Here is a 21,083-nt window from a genome sequence, read left to right on the forward strand (position 1 = left end):
CTCAGCCGCCTTTTGCTTCATCGATGATGCTGACATGGGCAGCGACGATTCTCCAGCCTTCCGGAAACCGGATCCAGGTCTGCATCTGGCGTCCGACCTTGCCGGGCGCGGTGTCGCGATAGAACAGCGTCGAGGCGACCGCCGCGTCACGGCCGTAAGCGGTAATCACGGTGCGCGCGGTCCGCCGCATCAGCCCGGCCGGCGAGCGCGCGGCGCGAAATGCCGCGATCTCGCCGTAGCCGTAGAGGTTCTCGCCGATGCCGTAGCGCAGCGTGCGGGAGTCCTGCTTGAAAAGCTCGTCGAGCACGGCGACGTCGTTGCTGATCAGCGCCTGTTCATAACGCTGGAACTGCGCGGTGACTTCCGCGACGACGTCAGGCAGATCGACTTCCATTCTCCAGAACTCCTCGCGGGGCCGGCGCAGCGGCGACGCCAAGCTGTTGCAAGGCGTGGGCCACACGCAATGCGACATGTTCGCACCACGGCGCCGCGATGATCTGCACGCCGATGGGCATCGGCTCGAGCGGAATCGGAACGGCGACGACGGGAAGCCCTATGAACGAGATCGGCTGGGTATGAATGCCGATATTGGCGCGCACCGGCAGCTCGACGCCGTCGAGCACGAAGGTCGTCTGCCCAAGCTTGGGTGCAACGCAGGGCGTTGCCGGCGCGATCAGCACGTCGACGGACTTGAACAGCTCCAGCACCCGGGCGCGGTACCAGCGGCGAAACTTCTGCGCGCGGTCGACCATCGGCGCCGGAATCATCGCACCCGCAATCAGGCGGTCGCGCACCGCCGGATCGAAATCACCCGGGCGCGTGCGCAGCCGGTCGAGATGCAGCGAGGCGCCCTCGGTGGTGCTGATGACGTAAGCCGCGGCGCGGGCGCGCGCCGCTTCGGGCACCTCGATCACCTCGGTGACCTTCAGCGCGGCCGCGACACGAGCGACCGCTTCGGCGGCTTCGGGAAACAGATTCTTCTGGAAGTGCCCTCCGGCAAGGGCGATGCGCAGATCGCCGATGGCTTGCGAGAACCGACCGGAGACCGGTTCCGGTGCCCGCGTGGTGCACGCGGCGTCGTCCGGATCGGGCCCCTGCATGGCGTCATAGGCGAGCGCGAGATCCTCGACTGAGCGCGCGAACGGACCGAGATGATCCAGACTCATGACGAACGGAAACGAGCGCGCGCGCGACAACCGACCATAGGTCGGCTTCAGGCCGAAGATGCCGCAGAACGAGGACGGCACGCGGATCGAGCCGTTGGTGTCGGAGCCCAGCGCGATCGGCACCAGGCCGCCGCCGACGGCGCTGCCCGAGCCGCCCGACGAGCCGCCGCTCATCCGCGTCGGATCATGCGGATTGCGCGACGGGCCGTCGTGCACGTTCTCGCCGGTGAAGTCGTAGGCGTATTCGCCCATGTTGAGCGCACCGATCAACACCGCGCCGGCGGCTTCCATCCGCGCGATCAGCGTCGAGTCCCGCGTCGCCGCCGGGCGATCGCGGTTGATCCTGGAGCCGGCCCGGGTCGGCAGCCCCGTGACGTCGAACAGGTTCTTCACCGCAAACGGCACGCCGGCGAGCGGGCCGACGGGCTTGCCCGCAGCGATGGCCGCATCCACGGCGCGCGCCCTCGCTCGCGCACGCTCGGCGGTGATGTCCGTAAACGAATTCAGCACACCATCGCTCGCCGCAATCCGCGCCAGCGCAGCATCGGTGGCCTCGACGGCGGAGAGCTTGCGGGTGGCGACTGCGGCCGCGATGGCGCTCGCGGTCATGTCGGCAGGATCAAGCGGTGAAGACACTGGCAGGCTCGGCTTCGTCAGGCAGGGAGAATTCGTCGACCAGCTTCGCCATCTTCAGCGAGACCTCGAGATTGGCGCGAATCGCCGGGCGCCACGCGTCCTCGATCGGCAGAGCCAATGCACGCCCGACCGCGTCGATGTAATCGTCCAATGGCTCCGCCATCAGCTCTTCCCTTCAAGCTTTCGCGCTCAATGCGCCGGCAATGGCGGGTGCGGAATCGCCGTCAGCAACTCGCGCGTATAGGCATCCTGCGGATGACCTAGCACACGTTCGGAGGTGCCCTCCTCGACGATTCGGCCCGACCGCATCACGATCACACGATCGCACAACAGCCGCACCACATTCAAATCATGGGAGACGAACAGATAGCTCATACCTAACTTCTGCTTGAGATCCTGCAGCAGATTGAGCACGACCGCCTGCACGGAGACGTCGAGCGCCGCCGTGGGCTCGTCGAGGATGACGAGCTTCGGGTGCAGCGCAATCGCGCGGGCGATGCCAACGCGCGCCTTCTGGCCGCCCGACAATTGGTGCGGAAAGCGGTCGAGCAGATCGAGCGGCAGGCCGACCATGGTGGCCAACTCTTCACAGCGCGTGCGGACCGCATTGCGTCCCTTGATGTCACCCAATTGCAGGATCGGATCAGCGATGGCGCGCGCCGCGGTGAAGCGCGGATTGAGGCTGTCGGTCGGATCCTGGAACACCATCTGGATGCGGCTGCGCAGCGGCAGCCGGGCAAAGGCCTGCGGCAGGATGTTGCCGATCTCCTCGCCATCGAAGCTGATGCGGCCCGAGCTCTGGTCGAGCAGCCGCATCACCATCATCGACGTCGTCGACTTGCCACAGCCGGATTCGCCGACCAGGCCGACGCTCTCGCCATGACCGACCGTGAAGCTGATGCCGTCGACGGCGCGGAACATCTCCGGCTCGACCGCCGGCTTGCGGCCGAACAGCTTTGACAATGTCGCCGAGGCGCCCTGGCGGGGATATTCCTTGACCAGCTTGTCGACGAGAAGGAGCGGCTTGGTGCTCCTCGCACTCCGGTCGTCCTCCCCACTCCGCTCGTCACCCCCGGGCTTGACCCGGGGGTCCATCACCTTCGACGAGTCTCGCGCAACGGGATGGATGGCCGGGTCAAGCCCGGCCATGACGGAGTGAGGTTGCTGCGACGCCTCCTCCTCCGGCAGCAATTCGCGCAAGGACACGCCGAGGCGCGGCGTCGCCCGCATCAGCTTGCGCGTGTAGGGATGCTGCGGGTTGGCGAAGATGTCGGCGGCCCTGGCGGTCTCGACCACCCGGCCCTTCTCCATCACCACGACGCGATCGCAATAGGCAGCGGCGAGACCCAGATCATGCGTGATCAGGATGGTCGACATGCCCCGGCTCCTGGTCAGCTCGACCACGAGATCCATCACCGCCTTCTGCGTGGTGACGTCGAGGCCGGTGGTCGGCTCGTCGGCGATCAGGAGCTGCGGGTTGCAGGCCAGCGCCAGCGCGATGACGACGCGCTGGCACATGCCGCCGGACAATTCGAACGGATAGGCGTGGTAGCGCTCGCGCGGGCGGGCGATCTTGACCTGCTCGAGCGCTGCGATCGCCTTTTCGGCGCGATCAGTCGCGGCCGCCTGGGCGTGCTGCCTCAGCACGTCCTCGATCTGCTGGCCCACTTTCCGGATCGGATTGAGGGCCGCGCGGGGGTTCTGGAAGATCATCGAGATCTCGCGGCCGCGCAGATCGCGCATCGCGCTTTCCTCGGCCGCCTTGACGTCGATCCCCGAGAACATCACCGAGCCCTCGGCGATCCGTCCGGCACGGTCGAGGATGCGCATCACCGCGTAGGACGTCACGGACTTGCCCGAGCCGGACTCGCCGACGATCGCGAGCGTCTCGCCCTTGGCGACGGAGATGTCGACATGCTGCACGGCCTTGACGATACCGCGCCGGGTGGAGAATTCGACGGTGAGATCGCGAACGTCGAGCAGCGGCTGGGCGGTCATCCATGGCTCCGCTTGTTACGACCGTCATGCGCGGGCTTGACCCGCGCATCCATCAAGCCAGGGAAGGCCTGTTCCAAGGGATGGATTGCCGGGTCAAGCCCGGCAATGACGGAGTCTCTTTGTGGCGCGCTCATCGCTTCACGTCCTGCGCTGCGGATCGACGATGTCGCGCAGGCCATCGCCGAGCAGGTTGAAGCAGAATACCGCGATCATCAGCGCAAGGCCCGGAAACAGCGCGATCCACCATTCGCCCGACACCATGAAGGAGGCACCCTCGGCAACCATGATGCCCCATTCCGCCGTCGGCGGCCGCACGCCGAGGCCGATGAACGACAGGCCTGCGGCATTGAGGATCGCGTAGCCCATCGTCAGCGACATCTGCACGATCATGATCGGCATGATGTTGGGCAGGATGTGGCCGAGCAGAATGCGCAGCTCGCTGTTGCCCGACAGCCGCGCCGCCTGAACGAAGCCGGCGTTGCGGCGGACATTGGCCTCGGCGCGCGCGACCCGCGCGTAAAGCGGGAAGTTCACGATGGCCGTGGCGATGATGATGTTCTGCACGGTGTTGCCGAGCGCGGCGACGATGCCCATCGCCAGCACGAACAGCGGGAATGCCATGATCGTATCGGCGATGCGGCCGACGATGCGATCGGTCCAGCCGCCGAAGAAGCCGGCGGCGACGCCGGCAAGACCGCCCAGGAAGAACACCAGCGCGACCGAGGCGATCGCGATGAAGGTGTCGAGGCGGGTCGCGACGACGACACGGCTGAAAATGTCGCGGCCGAGCTGATCGGTGCCGAACCAGTGCGCCGCCGACGGCGGCTTCAGCGCCGACGCCGTGTCGCTCGCGAGCGGATCATACGGGACGATCCACGGACCGAAGACCGCGGCGAACAGGATCACGACCAGGAGGCCGAAGGCGAAGCCCGTGACCTTGTTCTCGGCCAGCACATAGCGCGTGTGCCCGATCAGGGCTGACAGTCCCGACATTCGCGAGGGAACGGTGGCAGGCTCAATGGTCGGCGCGACGGAGCTCATCCTTCCAGCCTCACACGGGGATCGATGACGCCATAGAGAATGTCGATGACGAGATTCAGGACGACGTACATCACAGCCATCGTCAGCACGAAGCCCTGCACCGGCGCGAAGTCCGAGGCGATCAGTGCCTCGACCGCGTAGGAGCCGATGCCGGGCCAGGCAAATACCTTCTCCACCAGCACATTGGCGCCGAGCAGGAAGGAGAACACCATCGACAGCGTCGTGATGACCGGCAGCATGGCGTTGCGGAACGCATAGGTCACGGTGACCGTCGCGGGCGATAGGCCCGAGGCGCGCGCCGTGCGCACGAATTCCGACGACAGCACCGACAGCATCGAGGCGCGCGTCATGCGCGCGATCGGCGCCAGCGAGAAGATCGCGAGCGTGGCGGCGGGCAGGATCAGCTGACTCAGCGCCGAGCGAAACGCCTCACCGTCACGCGCGATCAGCGTATCGATGAGGTAGAAGCCGGTCACGGGGTCCGGCGCGCTATAAAACACGTCGAGCCGGCCGAGCGGCGCCGGTGACCAGCCGAGCCGGAAGTAGAACACATAGACCAGCACCAGCCCGGTGAAGAACACCGGCAGCGAGACGCCCGCGGTCGTGACGATACGGCAGGTATGGTCGATCCACGACCCCGGCCGCGTCGCCGCGAGCACGCCGAGCGGCAGCGCAATCGCGACGGATACCAACAGACCGAGCAAGGTCAGCTCGGCCGAGGCCGGCAGTCGGTTGCGAATCTCGCTGGCGACCGGCTGGCCTGTGGTCAGCGAACTGCCGAGATCGCCATGGGCGAGATCGACGGTGTAGCGGAAGAACTGCTCGACCAGCGGCTTGTCGAAGCCGAGCTTCTTGCGGATCTGCTCGACGGCCTCTTTGGTCGCCGCAGGGCCGGCGAAATACGCCGCGGGATCGCCGGGCAGCGCACGCGTGAGCAGGAAGGTGACGATCACGACGCCGATCAGGGAGGGAATCGCGAAGGAGAGGCGCTTGGCGATAAGGCTCAGCATGGGCAGCCCCCCGCCCGAATTGGCCCAGATCCCACAGCGCGGCGCTGTCTGCTCCCTCCCCCCTTGTGGAGGAGGGTTGGGGAGGGGGGTAAGCCGCGGCGACAGTGGGTGCGGCTACCCCCCTCCCTGCCCCTCCCCCACAAGGGGGGAGGGAATGAGAGAGCTGGGCTCACACCACCGAGGTCACCCACGTCCTCACCCCTTCACCAGAGCCCGATAGTCGAGCCTGCGGTGGAACCAGTACTGATAGCCGGAGATGTTCTTCTGCATCGCGACGTTGACGAACGGCTGATATAGCGGAATGCGCGGCACCTCGGCGAAGGCGAGATCGACGAAGCCTTTCACGTCGGCGTCGTACGTGGCCTTGTCCCCGGTCGCGGCGGCGTCGCGCGCGCCGTTGATGAGCTTGTCCATCTCGGGCGACTTGTAGCTCATCGTGTTGAACACGGAATTGTTGCCGTGATAGCACCAGTAGAAAAAGTACTCGGGGTAATCGAGCCAACCGGAGAAGATGTTGGTGAAGAGCGGCATCTCCTTCTTGTTCAGCTCGGTGCGCCAGTTGGCGCCGGGCACCTTGTTGATCGTGGTCTTGATGCCGAGCTGGGCGAGGCTCTCCTGCACGAGCACGCACAGCGGCTCGTTGACCTGCGCGAAATTGAGGTCGAACGAGATCGTGGTCTCGAAGCCGTTGGGGTAGCCGGCTTCTGCCAGCAGCGCCTTCGCCTTCACCATGTCGGTGAAATATTTCGTCGGCTGCGGCCACGCCACCTCGGTCGCCTTGTCGGACGGCGCACCGAACATCGGATTGGCAAGGCCGAACATCACGGCGTCGATGATCTTCTGATAGGGCATCGCATAGGCGAGCGCCTGCCGAACCTTGGGATTGTCGAACGGCGGCTTGGTCACGTTCATGCCGATATACTGGATGCCGTTGGAGATCGGCAGCGAGATCACGGTGTGCTTGCCGTTCGACTTCATCTCCTGGAAGTCCTTGTTCGGCAGCTCATAGGAGATGTCGGCGTCGCCACGCTCGAGCAGCGCGCGGCGGTTGCCGGCCTGCGGCACCATGCGCCAGATCACGCGCTTGATCTTCGGCAGCGGACCGCACACCCAGTCATCGTTGCGCTCCATGATCACTTCGGTACCGGCGGTCCACTTCGTCACCTTGTAGGCGCCGGAGCCCGCGGTCTGCTGCTTGGTATATTCGAGCCCCCATGGGTCTTTGTCGGTCGCGTTCTTCTTCACGAGCTCCGAGTTGACCACGCAGGGTACGATGACGGCGAGATCGGGGATCGTCAGCCGGTCCTTCTTCAGGAAGTCGACGCGCACGGTGTGGTCATCGACGATGACGAACTGCTCCGGCTTGGTCAGCGAGCCCGCGCTCATCTGGAAGGTCGGGAAGCCACCGACGCTGACGGCGCGATCGAGCGACCACTTCACGTCCTTGGCCGTGACCGGCGTGCCGTCGTGGAATTTGGCGTTCTTGCGCAGCTTGAAGGTCGCCGACATGTCGCCGATGGTCATGTCCTCGGCGAGCTCGGGCTTGAACTTGTCGCGGTCATAGTACGGCACCCCGCCGGGGCCGCTCTTCATCTCGTGGCTGATCAGGCGATCATAGCAGTTCCAGGACACCTCGTAGCCCGGTACGTTGGTGCCGACGCCGTGGATGTCGAGGTTGTTGGGACCGCCTTCGGACACGATCAGCAGCGTCTCGGACCGCGCATCGGCCTTGGCGGAAGACATGATGGCCGGCGCCATTGGCAGCGCGGCCCCCGCAGCCAGACCGGACACGGATTTCAGAAAATCGCGACGCTTCATCAAATGCTCCCGAGAATAACGACTGTCGGGAACAGTGATCGCAAGCTTCGTGCCAAGCCCGGCCGAAAGCTAAGCTATTGAAATATCGACGCGCCTTCACCGAGTGGCACAGCTCGATGCCCCCTATTGCATACAAAGCTGCATATTTGCTGCATTTATAACCACCTCAAATAGCCTGCGACAGATTTACGCAACGCCTGTTGGACCGCCGCCCCGGTTGGGGATCACTCCGGCCAGATCAGCGCCTGCAGCTCGTCGAAGTCGCGGACCTTGGCCGGCCAATCCGGAATGCAGATGTGGCGAACGGGATCGCTCGCCTGGTGCAGTAGCATCAAGGCGAGCAGCCGTCGCTTCAACTGCCAGTTGATGTCCTCCAGGGCAAATCCGTAACCATCGAACAAGGCACGCACGCGCCCGGGCTGACCCGCTGCCATGAAGGCGCTCGGCCCGAGCAGATCATATTCGCCAAGACCGGTCATGACGTCTCCGAAGTCGAACAGCCCGCTCAGCTGCCAGCCATCACCGCTGCGCGTGACGAGGAAATTCTCCGGAATGTATTCACCGGTCAGGATGACCGGCGGCGGATCCTTCGGCAGCAGTGCTGCGGCCTCGCGCAGGAGATCGTCCAGCCCGGCGAGCAGCGTCGGCGGCAAGCCGAGCCTCTGATGGCGTGCATGACATCCGGCCATCTGCATCCTCAAAAAATCCGACCAGCGCGGACCGAGCGCGAGCAGCTCGCCAGGCGGGACCCGCTGCACGGCGGCGATCAGACGACCGACCTGCCTGAGCAAGAGCTGCTTGTCCTGCTCCTGTAGTTGCCGCCAGACATCCGAAGCAGGCATGCCGCCGAGCCTGGTCATGATCAGATAGCACCAGCCGTCGCGCTCCCCCTCATGGCGCAGGTCGGGGGTACGGACGTCGCCGACGCCACCGGCGAGCACGCGCAAGGCCGCCCGCTCGAACTGAAACTTGCCGCGATGAAACGGCGGGAAGACTTTCAGGATCAGTCCGTCGTTCAGCGCGAGAACCAGATTGGTGCCCGCCGCGAACGGCGCCAGCCGCGCGTCGTCGTAGCCATGGTCGCGCGCAATATCGCGTGCAGCCGGCAGCCAGCGCGTCGCGTCGGCACGGAGGCGCCGGAGCTGCGCGCTATCGGCGACCGGTGGCAAAGCCATTTTCAGCGATCCGGGCTCGCGCGCTCGAACTGGCGCAGCAGACGGTTGCCGCGGTCGACGGCCGCATCGATCGCCGCCTGCGCCGGCTTGCGGCCGCTGAAGGCCTGCTCCATCTCGTCCTCGATGGCATCACGGATCAGCACGAACGAGCCCAGCCGCAGGCCGCGCGAATTCTCCGTGGGAGGATTGAGCGTCACCTGCTCGATCGAGATCGCTGCTCCCGGATTACGGTCGTAGAAGCCCTGCGCGCGCGTCAGATCGAATGCCGCCTGCGTAATCGGCAGATAGCCCGTATTCTGGTGCCAGGCGGCCTGAACATCGGGCCGCGACAGATAGGCGAAGAACTTGGCAACGCCCTTGTACTCGGCCGCGGGACGGTCACGCAGCACCCACAGCGTCGCGCCGCCGATGATCGAATTCTGTGGCGCGCCCGCAACGTCAGGCCAGTACGGCATCATGCCGTAGCCGACCTCGAACTTCGAATTCGCCTTGATGTCGGCGCGCGTCGCCGAGGAGCCGATGAAGATGCCGCACTCGCCCTTCTGGAAACGCGGCTCGGCTGCCTGGCCGCGGCCGCCATAGTCGAAGACCTTGCCCTTCTGCCATTCCGCGAGCTGGGCGATGTGCCGCGTGACCTGCGGATTGTTGAACGTCAGCACGGCGTCCAGTCCGGCAAAGCCGTTGGCGCGGGTGGCGATCGGCAGATTGTGGAAGGCCGAGAAATTCTCCACGTTGATCCAGGCCGGCCACGACGTCGTGAAGCCGCAGGCGACGCCGTTGTCGCGCAGCCGCCGGGCAGCCTTGCCGAGCTCGGGCCAGGTCTTCGGCGCCGCGCCCGGATCCAGCCCGGCCGCGCGAAACTGATCCTTGTTGTAGTAGAGGATCGGCGTGGAGGCGTTGAACGGAAACGACAGCATGTTGCCGTCGGCGTCGGCATAGGTGCCGGCGATCGCGGGCAGATAGGCCGACGGCGAAAAGCTCTCCTGCTCGTCGCGCATCAACTCGTAGACGGGGTAGATCGCGCCCTTCGCCGCCGTCATCGTCGCGGTCGCGATCTCGTTGACCTGCACGATGGCCGGCTGGCTGCGCGAGCGGAACGCGAAGATGGCCGCCGTCACGGTCTCGGTATAGCTGCCCTTGTAGCTCGGCACGATGCGATAGTCGGACTGCGACGCATTGAAGTCGGCGGCCAGTCTGTCGACCTGCCTGCCGAGCTCACCCGACATCGCATGCCACCACATGATCTCGGTCGCGGCCTGGGCCGTGCTTGCGCAAACAACCGTCCAGAGCAGGATTGCAGACGAAACAGAACGCAAGAGGACCGTCAACGGGAGCCAACTCCAATTCGATGAATGAATCTGCCCGGGCTGAGATCGCAATCGGACCGAAAATGGGGTCCAACAACCCAAGGCTGCAATAGCCTATCAACAAACCATTGACGCGTATCGCTTTGACGTCAGAATGGCCTTATAGCACCTGTTCGGGAGTGCATTGAACCTTTTCATGTCCGGGCCGACCTCATCATCAGGGGGAAGAGTGTTGCCTGTGTACCGCGCCCATCTTTCGTCGATCTCGAGAGTGGACGTCACGCCGGTGCTGATGCGCGCTGAGGCGGGCGCGCGGTACCGCTCGTCCCTTTCATGCTCGGCGTCGCGACTGGCTGCGCCGCAGCATACAAGCGCGGCAGAGCGCGGCAGAGCGGACGCAGGCAGGCTCCGCACGACCGGCCCGAGGTAGCGATCGTGGCGCGATCCGAGCAGCGGAAATCCGTCGCGCGGCCGCTCAGTCTGGCGGTCCTGGGGCGGGCACGGATCGTTCGCGCGCTGCGGGCGGTTCCGATCCGCTGGCGCATCCTCTCGATCGCCGCGCTCAACTCGGCTGTCGTGATCGTGCTGGCGGCGCTGATCTGGAACGGCGCGACGGTGCTGGGCACGGCTTGGGACGACGTTCGCCAGGTCCGCGAATCCGACAAGGTGCTGGCCCTGCTCGAAAGCGAGACGAGCCGGCTGCAGAACCTCATTCATCGCTACATCAATCAGCCGAGCCCGGAGCTGTTCGCCGAGATCCTGCTGCTGCGCGAGGCCGTGCTCGGGACGCTCACGACGCGCGCCTCGACCGACCCGATGCTGTCGGGGTCGGTCGAGGAGCTGGAGCGCGTCACCGTGCGTTTCCTGGACGGCTTCGGCGAGTTGCGCAGTCTGCAGGCGACGATCTCCAAGACCTATGAGGAAGAGGTTCTCGGCCCCGCCCGCGACATCGCCGGGCTCTATTCGGTGATCGAAGGCGCGACCGGCCATCGCGACGCGCAGATCTGGCCCTCGCTCGGCAAGTCGCGCGAGGCCTTCACCGCGATGCTGGTCGCGGCCAATTCCTACTATCTGTCGCTCGCGCCCGCCTCCGCCGACGACGCGCGCCGCAACACGGAGACGATCGAGAAGACCATCCCGGTGATGTCGAGTCTTGCGGACAATGATCTGCAGCGGCTGGCGCTGCAGCGACTGTCAGCCCGGACCGCGGCGCTGCGCGCAGGATTCTCCAAGCTCACCGATCAGCTCACCAACCGCACCGAACTGCTGCGCAACACCATCGATGCGAGCCAGGCCGAAACCATCGGCGCCATCGACGGCCTGTCGGTGAAGATGCGCCAGCACGAGCAGAAGGCGCAGGCGACCTTCGACCGGACGTTGAAGGACATCTCCCGTCGCGTCCTCTCGATCGCCGTGATCTTCCTGGGAGTCATCCTGTCCGCCGGGGTGCTGATCGCCTTGTCGATCCGGCTGCCGTTGCAGCAGATCATGGCCTCGATGCGCGCGATCATGCTGGGCGACTACGACCGCGAGGTCCAGGGCACCGAGGCGCGTGACGAGGTCGGCGCGATGGCCCGCGCCGTCGAGACCTTCCGCGAGAACGCAATCGCCAAGCGCAAGACCGAGGACGAGCTCCGCGCCGCGAAGGAAAAGGCCGAGAGCGCGCTGCTCGAACTCAACGCCGCGCAGCGCAACCTGATCGATGCCGAGCGGCTGGCGGCGCTGGGCGGGCTCGTCGCCGGCGTCGCACATGAGGTGAATAATCCGATCGGCATCAGCCTGACGGTGGCCTCCAGCTTCGCGCGCCGGGTCGAGATGTTCGAGGCCGCACTGCGGTCGCCCGAAGGCGGCCTGCGCCGGTCGCAGCTGGAGGAGTTCGTGCGCTCCTCGCGCGATGCATCCGAGCAGCTGGTCGCCAATCTGCAGCGCGCCGGCGAGCTGATCCAATCGTTCAAGCAGGTCGCGGTCGACCGCTCCCACGCGGAGCGACGGACCTTCGTCCTGAGCGAGGCGACCGATCAGATCATCACCAGCCTCAAGCCGGTGCTCAAGCGCGCGCCGATCACGCTTGCGGTCGACGTACCCGAGGGACTTTTCATCGATGGCTATCCCGGGTTCTACGGTCAGATCCTCACCAACCTGTTCCTCAACGCCGTCAATCATGCCTTTGTCGACGGACGCGCGGGCACCATCTCGATTACGGCGCGGCCGCGCGGCGCGGATGACATCGAGATCATTTTCGCCGATAACGGGGCCGGCATGACCCCCGACGTCCAGCGTCAGGCCTTCGATCCGTTCTTCACGACACGCCGCAACGAAGGGGGAACGGGGCTCGGGCTGCATATCGTCTACAATCTGGTGACGCAGCAGCTCGGCGGCCGCATGATGCTGGAATCCCGCGAGGGACAAGGCACCACCTTTCGGATTATCATGCCGCGGGTCGCCAAGGGCGGCGCCGAGACAGCAATGGGCGACGGAACGACGCAATGGCCGAACAGGACGATGTCCTCCAACTGATCGAGGATGCCGGTTTCGACGAGGATGACGGTTCGGCCCGGAAATGGAAGATCGCCGTCATCGACGACGACCATGCCGTGCACGAGGGCACCCGCTTTGCGCTGTCGGATTACAGCCTGAACGGCCAGGGGCTCGAAATCCTGTCCGCCTATTCGGCGGCCGAAGGCCGCGCGCTGATGCGGGAGCACACCGACATCGCGGCCGTGCTGCTCGACGTCATCATGGAGACCGACGTCGCCGGGCTCGAGCTCGTCGAATACATCCGCAACGAGATCAAGAACGAGACCGTCCGCATCATCCTCCGCACCGGACAGCCGGGTCAGGCGCCGGAGCGGCGCGTCATCGTCCAGTACGACATCAACGACTACAAGGCCAAGACCGAGCTCACCGCCGACAAGCTGTTCACCTCGCTCACCGCCGCGCTGCGCAGCTATCAGCAGCTCGAGCGCATGGTACAGACCCGGCGCGGCCTCGAGATCATCATCGACGCCGCCTCGACGCTGTACGACTTCAAGTCCATGCAACGGCTGGCCGAGGGCGTGCTGACCCAGATCGCGTCGCTGCTGAACGTGGATTGCGCAGGCATCCTGGTGCTGCGCGACGACGGCAGCCAGACCGACGATTTTTCGGTGCTGGCCGGCTCCGGCTGCTACAGCCGTTTCTCCGGCGCCGTCACCTCGCGCTCGCTCGATCCGGATCTGCGCGACATGGTGGAGGCCGCCTTCAGGCAGCGCAGCAACGAATTCGCCGACCATCGCACCGTGCTCTATGTCCGCACCGGCTCGGGGCGCGAGGTCGTGGTGCTGCTGCAGGCGGAGCGGCCGCTGTCCGAGACCGATCGCTCGCTGGTCGAGATCTTCTCCAGCCGGCTGTCGATCGCCTTCGACAACGTGATCCTCTATCAGCAGCTGCATGAGGCCAACACCCAGCTTGAGGACCGCGTCGCCCAGCGCACCCGCGCGCTGATGCAGGCCAACCGGCGGCTGTCGGCGCAATGGCTGCGGCTGCAGCGCGCCAACGGCTTCAAGAACGAGATTTTGGGCACCGTCGCCCACGACCTGAAGAATCCGCTCGGCGTCATCCTCGGCCGCACGGAGATGCTGACCGAGCTGATCGCGACCGGCGCCTCCGCCGACGGCATCACCAGCCAGGTCGGACATATCCGAGATGCTGCCAGGCGGCTGACGTCGATGGTCGACCACCTGATCTCGGATGCGATGGCCGACGCCTTCGACATCACCATCCGCCGTGAGCCGGTCGACATCGCTGCCCTGGTCCACGAGGTGGTCGAGGCCAACCAGCCGCTCGCGCTCAACAAGCAGCAGGTCATTGCCGTGTCGGCGCCGCCGCATCTGTCGACCATGTGCGACATCGACCGGATCCGCGAGGCGATCGACAACCTCCTGAGCAACGCGATCAAGTACAGCCCGATCGGCGGCAGGATCACCGTGAATGCCGCCGACGATGGCGACAACACCATCATCGGCGTCACCGACCAGGGCGCCGGGCTGTCGCCGGAGGATCTCGGCCGCCTGTTCGGCCGGTTCCAGCGGCTGTCGGCCAAGCCGACCGCCGGCGAGAGCTCGACCGGGCTCGGCCTGTCGATTGTCAAACGCATCGTCGACATGCATGGTGGCGAGGTGACGGCCAGAAGCGATGGGCCGGGATCCGGATCGACCTTCACGATCACACTGCCGGCGGCCGAATTGTCATGAGTCAGAGCCAGCACATCATCATCGTCGACGACGAGGCCCCTGCCCGCGAAATGGTGGGTGATTACCTCAAGATGCACGGCTTCGCGGTGACGCTGTGCGACGGCGGCAAGAGCCTGCGCAGCGCCATCGAGACCGGCCCGGCAGATCTCGTCGTGCTCGATCTCAACATGCCCGAAGAGGACGGCCTGTCGATCATCCGCGATCTCAAGGGCCGCACCAACATCCCGGTGATCATGCTGACCGCTACCGCCAGCCCGATCGACCGGGTGGTGGGGCTCGAGCTCGGGGCCGACGATTACGTCGCCAAGCCGTGCGAATTGCGCGAATTGATGGCCCGGATCCGCTCCGTGCTGCGCCGCAGTGGGCCGGCCAAGACTGCGGCGGCCGCTACGGACTCCGCTCCCGCCCAGGCGAAGGACCCGCAATTGGTGCGGTTCGGCACCAAATGGCTCGATCTCGATGCCCAGGCGCTGCGGGATGACGAGGGCAACGAGCACCCGCTGACAGCGTCCGAATTCGGCCTGCTCAAAGTGTTCGCTGCCAACCCGAAGCGGGTGCTGTCGCGCGAACGGCTGCTCGAGCTGGCGAATGCCCGCGATGCCGAGGCATTCGACCGCGCCGTGGACCTGAGAATCATGCGAATCCGCCGCAAGATCGAGCCGGATCCGACCAAGCCGGCGGTGATCCGTACCATCCGCGGCGGCGGCTACCTGTTCTCGCCGGCGGGCGAGAAGGCCTGAGGACGGCCGGTCGGCGGCGGTGGAAGCGGCCTCTGCTTCCACATCCAGTTCCGTATCTTGGAATAGGGCACAATTCCGCCACGAGTGTTTCGCGATGTGCGCCGCGACGAAACATTTCCGCAGGCGCACGAAACCATTTTCCTGTTTTCGTGCAGACGTCCCGAAACGGGCGCTCCTTAACAATCCCTCCCGTCGAAACGCCGCAAGGGGGCGGCGGAACGGGAGAGTGCCATGCAGAACGTCGTTGCCATCAATTCCGCAGCCAGCCAGGGCATCATCGCAGCCCAGGCGACCACGGACGGCATGCTCCTGGAGAGCATTGCCGATGGCGATCGCACCGCGATGCACACGCTTTATGCGCGCCACAATGTGCGGGTCTATCGCTTCATCCTGCGCATCGTCCGCGACACCACGATCGCCGAGGACCTCGTCAGCCAGGTGTTCCTGGACGTCTGGCGCACCGCCAAGCAGTTCGAGGGCCGCTCACAGGTCTCGACGTGGCTGCTGTCGATCGCCCGCTTCAAGGCGTTGACCGCGCTGCGCCAGCGCCGCTTCGAGGACATCGACCAGGACGAGGTGCGCGAGATCGCCGACGACTCCGACACGCCGGAGACCTCGCTCGAGCGCTCCACCACCAGCGCCATCCTGCGCGCCTGCGTCGCCAAGCTGTCGCCGGCCCATCGCGAGATCATCACCCTGATCTACTACCACGAGAAGTCGGTAGAGGAGGTCGGGCAGATCATCGGCATTCCGCAGAGCACGGTGAAGACGCGCATGTTCTATGCCCGCAAGCACCTCGCCGAGCTCCTGCGCTGTGCCGGCGTCCACAGCCTCGCCGCCTGACCAAGGTTCATTCTCGTCGGGGCTGATGTCCCGACGGGTTCCAAAGACGACGCACGAAAATCGCCGAACGAAACAATTGAAACAATCGGCGAAATCACCTGGAAAATTTCGGCCGCTAGAACGTTATCCATCGACCGAGCCTCAGTCCCCCAGCTGATCTCGGTTTCGAGCGAGCAAATTCAAGGATAACCTCCACCTCCCAAGGTTGCTCCGAAGACCCGGCGGATGCCCCCGCCGGGTCTTCGTCGTTTATGGTCCTGCAGCGCCGCCTTGGGCGATTTGACCATTTGATATCGCGCGGCGCCGGTGCAATCTTCCGTCATGGGGCGATGCTACAAACCCCGTGGCAATGACGGACGGTGCTAATGTTCGGTTTGGATGCGGTTGAGCTGGCGCGCGCGCAGTTCGCCTTCACGGTCACCTTCCACATCATCTTCCCCGCCTTCTCGATCGGGCTCGCGTCCTACCTCGCCGTGCTCGAGGCGCTGTGGCTGTGGACCGGCCGCGACGTCTATCTCAACGTCTTCAACTACTGGCTCAAGATCTTCGCCATCGCGTTTGCCATGGGTGTCGTCTCCGGCATCGTGATGTCCTATCAGTTCGGCACCAACTGGTCGGTCTATTCCGACAAGGTCGGCCCGGTGATCGGTCCCTTGATGGCCTATGAGGTGCTGACCGCTTTCTTTCTCGAGGCCGGCTTTCTCGGCGTCATGCTGTTCGGCCTCAGGCGGGTCGGCCCGAAGCTGCATTTCCTGGCCACTCTGATGGTCGCCGTCGGCACCCTTATTTCGGCGTTCTGGATTCTCTCCGCCAATTCCTGGATGCAGACGCCCGCCGGCTACGCCGTCAACGCCGACGGCCAGTTCGTCTCGGTCGACTGGCTCAAGGTGATCTTCAATCCGTCCTTCCCCTATCGCCTCGTGCACATGGTGCTGGCGGCCTATCTGACGACCTCGCTCGTGGTCGGCGCCGTCGGCGCCTGGCATCTGCTGCGCAATCCGCACCTGCCGGGCCCGCGCGTGATGTTCTCGATGGCGATGTGGATGGCGGCGCTAGTGGCGCCGCTGCAGATCCTGGTCGGTGACCAGCACGGCCTCAACACGCTCGAGCACCAGCCGGTGAAGATCATGGCCATGGAAGGCCATTTCGAGAGCCACAAGGACGGCGCGCCGCTGTATCTGTTCGGCTGGCCGGACCAGGCCAAGGGCGAGCTGACATGGGCGCTCGGGATCCCTAAGTTCGGCTCGCTGATCCTCAAGCACCAGATCGACGCGCCGATGGCCGGCCTCGACACCGTGCCGCGGCAGGACTGGCCGCCGGTGCCGATCACCTTCTGGTCGTTCCGCATCATGGTCGGCCTGGGGCTCCTGATGATGGCGCTCGGCCTGTTCAGCCTGTGGGAGCGCTGGCGCGACCGGCTGTACATCAATCGCGGCCTGCACCGCTTCGCGATTGCGATGGGACCAGCGGGATTCGTCGCCGTCATGGCCGGCTGGATCACCACCGAGACCGGCCGCCAGCCGTTCACCGTGTACGGGCTGCTGCGCACCACCGATTCCGTTTCGCCGCTCGCAGCCCCGGCCGTGGGTGCCTCGCTGCTCGCCTTCATCATCGTGTATTTCATCATCTTCGCCGCCGGCGTGCTGTACATCCTGCGCCTGATGGCCGAGCCGCCGCATCCCGGTGAGCCGGGCCCGAGCAGCGAGCAGCCGGTCCGCACCGCCGGCATCACGCCGGCCGCCGGCGTCGTGCAGGGAGCGGTCGGATCATGAGCGTCGCCATCGATCTCGCCACCCTCTGGGCCTTCATCATCGCGCTCGCCGTGTTCATCTATGTCGTGATGGACGGCTTCGATCTCGGCCTCGGCATCCTCTTCCCGCTGTTTCCAGGCAAGCAGGACCGCGACATCATCACCAACACGGTGGCGCCGGTGTGGGACGGCAACGAGACCTGGCTGGTGCTCGGCGGCGGCGGCCTGATGGCCGCCTTCCCGCTCGCTTATGCGATCCTGATGCCCGCGCTGTATGCGCCGCTGATCGCGATGCTGGTTGGGCTGATCTTCCGCGGCGTCGCCTTCGAATTCCGCTGGCGCACCCGCGCCCAGCGCAATCTGTGGGACCTCGCCTTCGCCGGCGGCTCCTGGGTCGCGGCGCTGGCGCAGGGCATCGCGCTCGGCGCCATTCTGCAGGGCGTGCATGTCGAGGGCCGGCACTATGCCGGCGGCTGGTGGGACTGGCTGACGCCGTTCAGCATCCTCACCGGCGTCTCGCTCGTGGTCGGCTACGCGCTGCTCGGCGCGACCTGGCTGATCCTGAAGACAGAGGGCGACCTGCGCGACAAGGCGTATCGCATCAGCTGGGTCCTGCTGTTCGCGATGCTGCTCGCCATTGCCGCCGTCAGCCTGTGGACGCCGCTGCTCACCATTCAATATTCGGACCGCTGGTTCAGGTGGCCGGCGATCATTCTCACCGCGCCGGTGCCGCTCGCCGTCATCGGCGTCACCGTGCTGATGATGAAGAACCTCGCCCAGAAGCACGATAGCTGGCCGTTCTTTCTCGCGCTGGCGCTGTTCTTGCTGTCCTATGCCGGCCTCGGCATCAGCATGTACCCCTACATCGTGCCGCAGAGCATCACGATCTGGCAGGCGGCGGCGCCGGAGCGCAGCCAACTGATCATGCTGCCGGGCGTGCTCGTGCTGGTGCCGCTGATTCTCGGCTACACCGGCTGGGCCTATTGGGTGTTTCGCGGCAAGGTCGGGCACGACAGCGGCTATCATTGATGCCGTCCGAGCAGCCTGCCCCGCTCGCGAAGCGCCTCGCCTGGTTCGTCGTGCTATGGCTCGCTGGCGTGGCGGCCGTCGGCACGGTCGCCTTCCTGCTGCGGCTCTGGATGAAGCTTGGATGACGGCGGGCGCCCCGCGCTCACCTTGACTTTGCTGCGAATATGCCCCTGAAATTTGGCGGGTGGATTTGATCGGGCGAGCTTCGCAGGGGTCCGTTGAGGAGAGCTTTGAATGCCGAGTTTCCGTCGCCTGCTGTGTACCACCAGCGCCATCATCGCGCTGGCGCTGTCTACGTCGCACAGTTTCGCCCAATCCGAGGATCCCGGTGATCAGCCCGGCCTCGTCGCCGATGACGGCTACGAGCTCGATCCCGAATGGCGCAAGCAGGTGGTTTATTTCCGCACCACCGAGCCGCCGGGCACCATCATCGTGTCCACCGCCGAACGCCACCTCTATCTGGTGCAGCCGGGTGGCCGCGCCATCCGCTACGGCATCGGCGTCGGCCGTGACGGCTTCCAGTGGCAGGGGCTGCTGTCGATCACCAAGAAGGCCGAGTGGCCGGATTGGACGCCGCCGCCGGAGATGATCCAGCGCCAGCCCTATCTGCCGCGCTTCATGGCCGGCGGCCCCGGCAATCCCTTGGGCGCGCGTGCGATGTATCTGGGCACCACCGTGTACCGCATCCACGGCACCAATCAGCCCTGGACCATCGGCAGCAAGATTTCGTCCGGCTGCTTCCGGCTGGTGAATGCCGATGTCGCCGATCTCTATGACCGCGTGCCCGTCGGCACCAAGATCGTGGTGCGGCAGAAGCCGGAACTGTGACGGCGGCCAAGGCCGCCGATTTTCCAGCCATCGCTTTGTCCTGACATTTTCCGAAAGAGATTGACCATGCGCACTTTCCGAGGCGGCCTGCTGATCGGGCTCGCCGTCGCCGTCCTCGTCGCGGCGCTCGCCGTCACCTATGAGATGTACGACACCCGCACCTTGAAGCGGACCATCCGCCGCGGCGAGGTGCTGTGCGGCGTCAACGCCGGGCTGCCCGGCTTCTCGATTCCCGACGACAAGGGCAATTGGAGCGGCTTCGACGTCGACTTCTGCCGCGCCGTGGCGGCTGCGATCTTCGACGATCCGAAGAAGGCGAAGTTCGTGCCGCTCGACGCCAGTGAGCGCTTCAAGGAGCTGCAGAGCCGCAAGGTCGACATCCTCTCGCGCAACACCACCTGGTCGATGGCACGCGAGCAGAATTACGATCTGTATTTCCCGGCGGTCGCCTATTACGACGGCCAGGGCTTCATGGTGCCGCGCGCGCGCAAGCTGGAGACCGCGCTGGACCTCAACGGCAGCAAGGTCTGCGTGCAGGATTCCACCACCAACGCGCTCAACGTCGGGGACTATTTCCGCACCAACAACATGAAGTACGAGGAGGTGAAGTTTCCCAAGCTCGACGACGTCATCAAGGCGTATGACGGCGGCAAGTGCGATACCTTCACCGCCGACGTCTCGCAGCTCTACGCGCTGCGCCTGACGCTGTCGAAGCCCGGCGATCACGACATCCTGCCCGACCTGATCTCCAAGGAGCCGCTCGCGCCCGTGGTGCGCCAGCGCGACGACGACTGGATGATGATCGTGAAGTGGACGCTGTACGCGATGATCAATGCCGAGGAGCTCGGCATCACCTCCAAGAACATCGACGAGGCGCTGAAGTCGAAGAAGCCGGACGTGATGCGTCTGGTCGGCAACGAGGGCAGCTATGGCCAGGACCTCGGCCTGACCAAGGACTGGGCCGCGCGCGTGATCCGTCACGTCGGCAATTACGGCGAGGTCTATGAGCGCAACGTCGGCAGCGAGTCGAAGCTGAAGATTCCGCGCGGCATGAACCAGCTCTGGAACGCCGGCGGCGTCCAGTATGCACCGCCGATCAGGTAAGGATCTCTGCACACTTCCACCGTCATCGCGAGGAGCAACGCGACGAAGCGATCCAGGGCTGTTGTAAAGACTCTGGATTGCTTCGCTTCGCTCGCAATGACGGAGCATGGCCTGACCTTCTCGCGACGCCTCACGCGTCCGAGCTCTGCAAATTCGTCCGCCCTCTGGAAATCGAGGGCGCAGGGAAGGCCGGGCCTCGGCTGAGGCCCGTGGCCCGCCTGCGAAAAAAATGCAGGCGGCAGGAACCACAGGTACAGCCGGAACGACCCGGCCCTCCCTGCGCGATGGCTTTAACGGTTATGGCGCGCTCTCCCCGGTGTCCGGCTTGTTAGCTGTGGAGCCTCAGGAGGTTGTCCTCGGTTAAACCGAGTCTGCTGATAGGCGGCTGGGAGTTTATGCCGCCGTG

At 65.3% G+C, this 21,083-nt stretch carries 18 protein-coding genes; 9 read left to right on the forward strand and 9 right to left on the reverse strand.

Annotation, left to right across the window (positions count from 1 at the left end):
* Window position 1 precedes the first annotated feature (1 nt).
* The 9 genes from hpxZ to ugpB form a co-directional block, all read right to left on the reverse strand.
* On the reverse strand, window positions 2-394 hold the full coding sequence (gene hpxZ / locus QX126_RS31890; RefSeq protein WP_315740543.1) for an oxalurate catabolism protein HpxZ: 393 nt from the start codon (window positions 392-394) through the stop codon (window positions 2-4).
* Complete coding sequence (locus QX126_RS31895; RefSeq protein ID WP_315786402.1) at window positions 375-1,775, reverse strand: AtzE family amidohydrolase; 1,401 nt, start codon at window positions 1,773-1,775, stop codon at window positions 375-377. The genes hpxZ and QX126_RS31895 overlap by 20 nt, the downstream gene beginning before the upstream one ends.
* 10 nt (window positions 1,776-1,785) lie before the next feature.
* Window positions 1,786-1,965: a DUF4089 domain-containing protein gene (locus tag QX126_RS31900; protein WP_315717108.1), complete on the reverse strand. Its 180-nt coding sequence runs from the start codon at window positions 1,963-1,965 to the stop codon at window positions 1,786-1,788.
* A 26-nt stretch (window positions 1,966-1,991) separates the two neighbouring features.
* A complete protein-coding gene (locus QX126_RS31905) occupies window positions 1,992-3,800 on the reverse strand; it encodes an ABC transporter ATP-binding protein (protein ID WP_315786378.1) in 1,809 nt (602 codons plus the stop codon).
* A 138-nt stretch (window positions 3,801-3,938) separates the two neighbouring features.
* Window positions 3,939-4,841, reverse strand: a complete 903-nt coding sequence (locus QX126_RS31910; RefSeq protein WP_315786382.1) for an ABC transporter permease — start codon at window positions 4,839-4,841, stop codon at window positions 3,939-3,941.
* Window positions 4,838-5,851: an ABC transporter permease gene (locus QX126_RS31915; protein WP_315786385.1), complete on the reverse strand. Its 1,014-nt coding sequence runs from the start codon at window positions 5,849-5,851 to the stop codon at window positions 4,838-4,840. The genes QX126_RS31910 and QX126_RS31915 overlap by 4 nt, the downstream gene beginning before the upstream one ends.
* Before the next feature lie 195 nt (window positions 5,852-6,046).
* Window positions 6,047-7,669: an ABC transporter substrate-binding protein gene (locus QX126_RS31920; protein ID WP_315786388.1), complete on the reverse strand. Its 1,623-nt coding sequence runs from the start codon at window positions 7,667-7,669 to the stop codon at window positions 6,047-6,049.
* Window positions 7,670-7,893: 224 nt separating this feature from the next.
* Complete coding sequence (locus QX126_RS31925) at window positions 7,894-8,844, reverse strand: aminoglycoside 3'-phosphotransferase/choline kinase family protein (RefSeq protein ID WP_315740549.1); 951 nt, start codon at window positions 8,842-8,844, stop codon at window positions 7,894-7,896.
* Window positions 8,845-8,846: 2 nt separating this feature from the next.
* Window positions 8,847-10,172, reverse strand: a complete 1,326-nt coding sequence (ugpB, locus tag QX126_RS31930) for a sn-glycerol-3-phosphate ABC transporter substrate-binding protein UgpB (RefSeq protein ID WP_315786390.1) — start codon at window positions 10,170-10,172, stop codon at window positions 8,847-8,849.
* 510 nt (window positions 10,173-10,682) lie between these two features.
* Between ugpB and QX126_RS31935 the strand changes: the two genes are divergently transcribed.
* The 9 genes from QX126_RS31935 (at window position 10,683) to QX126_RS31975 (ending at window position 20,677) form a co-directional block, all read left to right on the forward strand.
* Complete coding sequence (locus QX126_RS31935; protein WP_409998914.1) at window positions 10,683-12,668, forward strand: ATP-binding protein; 1,986 nt, start codon at window positions 10,683-10,685, stop codon at window positions 12,666-12,668.
* Window positions 12,638-14,383 (forward strand): DUF3369 domain-containing protein, encoded by a 1,746-nt coding sequence (locus QX126_RS31940; protein ID WP_315757672.1) that lies wholly within the window; start codon window positions 12,638-12,640, stop codon window positions 14,381-14,383. Before QX126_RS31935 ends, QX126_RS31940 begins: the two co-directional genes overlap by 31 nt.
* Complete coding sequence (locus tag QX126_RS31945; RefSeq protein WP_315740552.1) at window positions 14,380-15,123, forward strand: response regulator; 744 nt, start codon at window positions 14,380-14,382, stop codon at window positions 15,121-15,123. The genes QX126_RS31940 and QX126_RS31945 overlap by 4 nt, the downstream gene beginning before the upstream one ends.
* Window positions 15,124-15,354: 231 nt before the next feature.
* Window positions 15,355-15,966, forward strand: coding sequence for a sigma-70 family RNA polymerase sigma factor (locus QX126_RS31950; RefSeq protein WP_315773723.1), 612 nt, complete (start codon window positions 15,355-15,357; stop codon window positions 15,964-15,966).
* Between the two features lie 365 nt (window positions 15,967-16,331).
* Window positions 16,332-17,738, forward strand: a complete 1,407-nt coding sequence (locus tag QX126_RS31955; protein ID WP_315786392.1) for a cytochrome ubiquinol oxidase subunit I — start codon at window positions 16,332-16,334, stop codon at window positions 17,736-17,738.
* Window positions 17,735-18,745 carry a cytochrome d ubiquinol oxidase subunit II gene (gene cydB, locus QX126_RS31960; RefSeq protein WP_315786395.1) on the forward strand — a complete coding sequence of 337 codons (1,011 nt, stop codon included), beginning with the start codon at window positions 17,735-17,737 and terminating at the stop codon, window positions 18,743-18,745. The genes QX126_RS31955 and cydB overlap by 4 nt, the downstream gene beginning before the upstream one ends.
* Entirely contained in the window at window positions 18,745-18,870 is a 126-nt protein-coding gene (locus tag QX126_RS31965; protein ID WP_315757675.1) for a DUF2474 family protein, read from the forward strand. The genes cydB and QX126_RS31965 overlap by 1 nt, the downstream gene beginning before the upstream one ends.
* A 109-nt stretch (window positions 18,871-18,979) precedes the next feature.
* Window positions 18,980-19,573: a L,D-transpeptidase gene (locus QX126_RS31970; RefSeq protein WP_315740557.1), complete on the forward strand. Its 594-nt coding sequence runs from the start codon at window positions 18,980-18,982 to the stop codon at window positions 19,571-19,573.
* A gap of 66 nt (window positions 19,574-19,639) precedes the next feature.
* The gene (locus tag QX126_RS31975) at window positions 19,640-20,677 is read left to right on the forward strand and encodes an amino acid ABC transporter substrate-binding protein (RefSeq protein WP_315740558.1); all 1,038 of its coding nucleotides are present in this window, start codon (window positions 19,640-19,642) and stop codon (window positions 20,675-20,677) included.
* Window positions 20,678-21,083 lie beyond the last annotated feature (406 nt).

This window comes from Bradyrhizobium sp. SZCCHNPS1003, assembly GCF_032381555.1.
In the GTDB taxonomy this organism is placed as follows: Bacteria; Pseudomonadota; Alphaproteobacteria; order Rhizobiales; family Xanthobacteraceae; genus Bradyrhizobium.

What these genes read in the sequence shown, in the direction of transcription:
- hpxZ (WP_315740543.1), bottom strand. Translation starts at nt 394, where the DNA reads ATGGAAGTCGATCTGCCTGACGTCGTCGCGGAAGTCACCGCGCAGTTC.
- QX126_RS31895 (WP_315786402.1), bottom strand. Translation starts at nt 1,775, where the DNA reads ATGACCGCGAGCGCCATCGCGGCCGCAGTCGCCACCCGCAAGCTCTCC.
- QX126_RS31900 (WP_315717108.1), bottom strand. Translation starts at nt 1,965, where the DNA reads ATGGCGGAGCCATTGGACGATTACATCGACGCGGTCGGGCGTGCATTG.
- QX126_RS31905 (WP_315786378.1), bottom strand. Translation starts at nt 3,800, where the DNA reads ATGACCGCCCAGCCGCTGCTCGACGTTCGCGATCTCACCGTCGAATTC.
- QX126_RS31910 (WP_315786382.1), bottom strand. Translation starts at nt 4,841, where the DNA reads ATGAGCTCCGTCGCGCCGACCATTGAGCCTGCCACCGTTCCCTCGCGA.
- QX126_RS31915 (WP_315786385.1), bottom strand. Translation starts at nt 5,851, where the DNA reads ATGCTGAGCCTTATCGCCAAGCGCCTCTCCTTCGCGATTCCCTCCCTG.
- QX126_RS31920 (WP_315786388.1), bottom strand. Translation starts at nt 7,669, where the DNA reads ATGAAGCGTCGCGATTTTCTGAAATCCGTGTCCGGTCTGGCTGCGGGG.
- QX126_RS31925 (WP_315740549.1), bottom strand. Translation starts at nt 8,844, where the DNA reads ATGGCTTTGCCACCGGTCGCCGATAGCGCGCAGCTCCGGCGCCTCCGT.
- QX126_RS31940 (WP_315757672.1), top strand. Translation starts at nt 12,638, where the DNA reads ATGGCCGAACAGGACGATGTCCTCCAACTGATCGAGGATGCCGGTTTC.
- QX126_RS31945 (WP_315740552.1), top strand. Translation starts at nt 14,380, where the DNA reads ATGAGTCAGAGCCAGCACATCATCATCGTCGACGACGAGGCCCCTGCC.
- QX126_RS31950 (WP_315773723.1), top strand. Translation starts at nt 15,355, where the DNA reads ATGCAGAACGTCGTTGCCATCAATTCCGCAGCCAGCCAGGGCATCATC.
- QX126_RS31955 (WP_315786392.1), top strand. Translation starts at nt 16,332, where the DNA reads ATGTTCGGTTTGGATGCGGTTGAGCTGGCGCGCGCGCAGTTCGCCTTC.
- cydB (WP_315786395.1), top strand. Translation starts at nt 17,735, where the DNA reads ATGAGCGTCGCCATCGATCTCGCCACCCTCTGGGCCTTCATCATCGCG.
- QX126_RS31965 (WP_315757675.1), top strand. Translation starts at nt 18,745, where the DNA reads ATGCCGTCCGAGCAGCCTGCCCCGCTCGCGAAGCGCCTCGCCTGGTTC.
- QX126_RS31970 (WP_315740557.1), top strand. Translation starts at nt 18,980, where the DNA reads ATGCCGAGTTTCCGTCGCCTGCTGTGTACCACCAGCGCCATCATCGCG.
- QX126_RS31975 (WP_315740558.1), top strand. Translation starts at nt 19,640, where the DNA reads ATGCGCACTTTCCGAGGCGGCCTGCTGATCGGGCTCGCCGTCGCCGTC.